The organism is Mesorhizobium sp. M7A.F.Ca.US.006.04.2.1, from assembly GCF_004022915.1.
GTDB lineage: Bacteria > Pseudomonadota > Alphaproteobacteria > Rhizobiales > Rhizobiaceae > Mesorhizobium > Mesorhizobium ciceri.
Genome location: NZ_RZQA01000838.1, coordinates 1 through 2,797 on the forward strand (window position 1 = coordinate 1; position 2,797 = coordinate 2,797).

Consider the following 2,797-nt stretch of genomic DNA (forward strand, 5'->3'; position numbering starts at 1 on the left):
CTCCTACACCGAGCGACTCGACCTCAGGGCCTCTTCGCTCAGCCAGGATGTCGGCACACTGTCGGGCGGCAACCAGCAGAAGATCGTCATCGCCAAATGGCTGGCGACGTCGCCCAAGGTGATCATCCTGGACGAGCCGACCAAGGGCATCGACATCGGCTCGAAGGCCGCCGTGCACGGCTTCATGGCCGAGTTGGTGGCGCAAGGCCTGTCGGTGATCATGGTGTCGTCCGAGCTGCCCGAAATCCTCGGCATGTCCGACCGTGTCGTGGTCATGCGCGAGGGGCTTGTCGCGGCGGTCTACGACAACAAGGAGCTGGACGCCGAGACGCTGGTTCGGACGGCAGCAGGGATCGCGGCATGAAGGCTTTCCTCAAATACCGCGAAATCTGGCTGGCTGCTGCCATCATCGTCTTGATCGGGCTGATCTCGACGCGTTTTCCGGCCTTCGCCGATCCGGCCAATCTGCGCCAGGTGTTCAACGACACCTCGATCCTGATGATCCTGGCGCTTGGCCAGATGGTGGTCATCCTGACCCGGTCGATCGACCTGTCGATGGCGTCCAATCTCTGCTTCACCGGCATGGTGGTGGCGATGCTGAACGCCGCGCATCCGGCAATCCCGATCCCGCTGCTGATCGTCATCGCACTACTGGTCGGCCTGGTGCTCGGCGCCATCAACGGCCTTTTGGTCTGGCGGCTGAACATTCCCTCGATCGTGGTGACTTTGGGCACACTGACCATCTATCGCGGCGCCACCTTCGTCCTGTCCGGCGGTGCCTGGGTCAATGCCGACAAGATGAGCCCGGAGTTCATCGGCTTCCAGCGCGCGGCCTTCCTCGGCATTCCGGTGCTGTCGTGGATCGCCATCCTGGTCATTGCGCTGTTCTTCGTTGTGATGACACGCACCGCGCTCGGCCGCTCGATCTACGCGATCGGCGTCAACCCGACGGCGTCCGTCTATGCCGGCATCGATGTCGGCCGGACGAAATTCATCGTCTTCTGCATCTCCGGCATGATTGGCGGCCTGTCAGGCTATCTCTGGATCTCGCGCTACGTGATCGCCTCGGTCGAGGTCGCCAATGGCTATGAGCTCAACATCATCGCCGCCTGCGTCATCGGCGGCATCTCGATCGCCGGCGGCATCGGCTCGGTCGGCGGCGCGGTATTAGGCGCACTGTTCCTCGGCATCATCTCCAATGCGCTGCCGGTCATCAACATCTCGCCTTTCTGGCAGATGGCGATTTCGGGCAGCGCAATCATTCTGGCCGTCGTGCTCAATGCGCGCGGCGAGCGCCAGCAAGGCCGCATCATCCTCAGAAAGGTGGAGGCGTGACCGACATCCCTGCCCCGCGCCACATTCCCGACCGGCTCGACAAGCCGCTGCGTTCGGCGATCTTTTCCTGGGAAGCGCTGCTGGTCGTGGTGGCCGTCGCCATCTTCGCCATCAACAGCTTCGCCTCGCCCTATTTCCTCGACCCGTACTCGCTGTCCGATCTGACCTTCAATTTCACCGAGAAGGGCCTGATCGCCTTCGCCATGGCGCTGCTGATCATCTCGGGCGAGATCGATCTGTCGGTGGCCGCCATCATTGCGCTGGCGTCGACCATGATGGGCATGGCGGTGCAGGCCGGCGCCGGCACGCCCGTGCTGGTGCTGATCGGCATCGTCGTCGGGTTAGGCTGCGGCGCCTTCAACGGGCTGCTGGTGACAAGGCTCGGCCTGCCCTCGATCGTCGTCACCATCGGCACGATGAGCCTGTTTCGCGGCATCGCCTTCATCATCCTCGGCGACCAGGCCTACAAAGGCTATCCCTCAAGCTTCGCCTTCTTCGGCCAGGGCTATGTCTGGTGGGTGGTGTCGTTCGAGCTGGTGCTGTTCCTGATCGCGGCTGTCGTCTACTGGTTCCTCTTGCACCGCACGAGTTTCGGCCGACGCGTCTTCGCCATCGGCAACAATCCGGTCGCTGCGCAATTTTCCGGCGTGCGCGTCGGCCGCACCAAGTTCATCCTGTTTTGCCTGACCGGGCTGATGTCGGGCATCGCCTCGGTGCTGATCACCTCGCGCCTCGGTTCGACGCGGCCCTCGATCGCACAAGGCTACGAGCTGGAAGTCATCACCATGGTGGTGCTCGGCGGCGTCAGTATCCTCGGTGGCGCCGGCAGCATTCTTGGGGTCGTCCTGGCCGCCTTCATCATGGGGCTGGTGACCTTCGGACTTGGCCTGCTCAATGTGCCGGGCATCGTCATGTCGATCTTCATCGGCCTGCTGCTGATCATCGTCATTGCCTTGCCGATCGTCTGGCGGCGGCTGCGCGGAGGGCGTTGATGGCCAAGAAATACGCGTTCAAGATGAAGCTGAAGCCCGGCATGAAGGCAGAGTACAAGAAGCGCCATGACGAGATCTGGCCGTCGCTGGTCGCGCTACTGAAGCAGGCCGGCGTCTCCGATTATTCCATCCATCTCGACGAGGAGACCAATATCCTGTTCGGTGTGCTGTGGCGGCAAGACGACCACCGCATGGACGAATTGCCCGGACATTCGGTGATGCAGCGCTGGTGGGCCCACATGGCCGACATCATGGAGACCAGGCTGGACAACGAGCCGGTGGCCGTGAAGCTGGAAACAATGTTCCACATGGCATGAGTGCGATGCGTCACATCGCCGTCATCGACATCGGCAAGACCAACGCCAAGGTGGCGCTGGTCGACCTCGCCACGTTGAGCGAGGTGGCGCTGCGCCGCATGGCGAATGCGCCGGTGCGGCAGGCGCCTTACCCACATCACGATGTCAAGGCAC

At 62.7% G+C, this 2,797-nt stretch carries 4 protein-coding genes and 1 pseudogene; all 5 read left to right on the top strand.

Features of this window, described 5'->3' with window-relative positions; genetic code table 11:
- The coding region (locus EN925_RS30890) for an ATP-binding cassette domain-containing protein (protein ID WP_164894498.1) at positions 1–364 on the top strand (364 nt) is incomplete at its 5' end.
- Entirely contained in the window at positions 361–1,335 is a 975-nt protein-coding gene (locus EN925_RS30895) for an ABC transporter permease (RefSeq protein WP_127368686.1), read from the top strand. The genes EN925_RS30890 and EN925_RS30895, both read left to right, overlap by 4 nt.
- Positions 1,332–2,327, top strand: a complete 996-nt coding sequence (locus EN925_RS30900) for an ABC transporter permease (protein WP_127368687.1) — start codon at positions 1,332–1,334, stop codon at positions 2,325–2,327. The genes EN925_RS30895 and EN925_RS30900 overlap by 4 nt, the downstream gene beginning before the upstream one ends.
- Entirely contained in the window at positions 2,327–2,644 is a 318-nt protein-coding gene (gene rhaM / locus EN925_RS30905) for an L-rhamnose mutarotase (protein ID WP_127368688.1), read from the top strand. Before EN925_RS30900 ends, rhaM begins: the two co-directional genes overlap by 1 nt.
- A pseudogene (locus tag EN925_RS41705) lies at positions 2,641–2,797 on the top strand (carbohydrate kinase); the annotation flags it as partial. The gene rhaM and the pseudogene EN925_RS41705, both read left to right, overlap by 4 nt.

Bases quoted from the DNA above. Each gene is read 5' to 3' on its own strand.
- EN925_RS30895 (WP_127368686.1), top strand. From the start codon at position 361: ATGAAGGCTTTCCTCAAATACCGCGAAATCTGGCTGGCTGCTGCCATC.
- rhaM (WP_127368688.1), top strand. From the start codon at position 2,327: ATGGCCAAGAAATACGCGTTCAAGATGAAGCTGAAGCCCGGCATGAAG.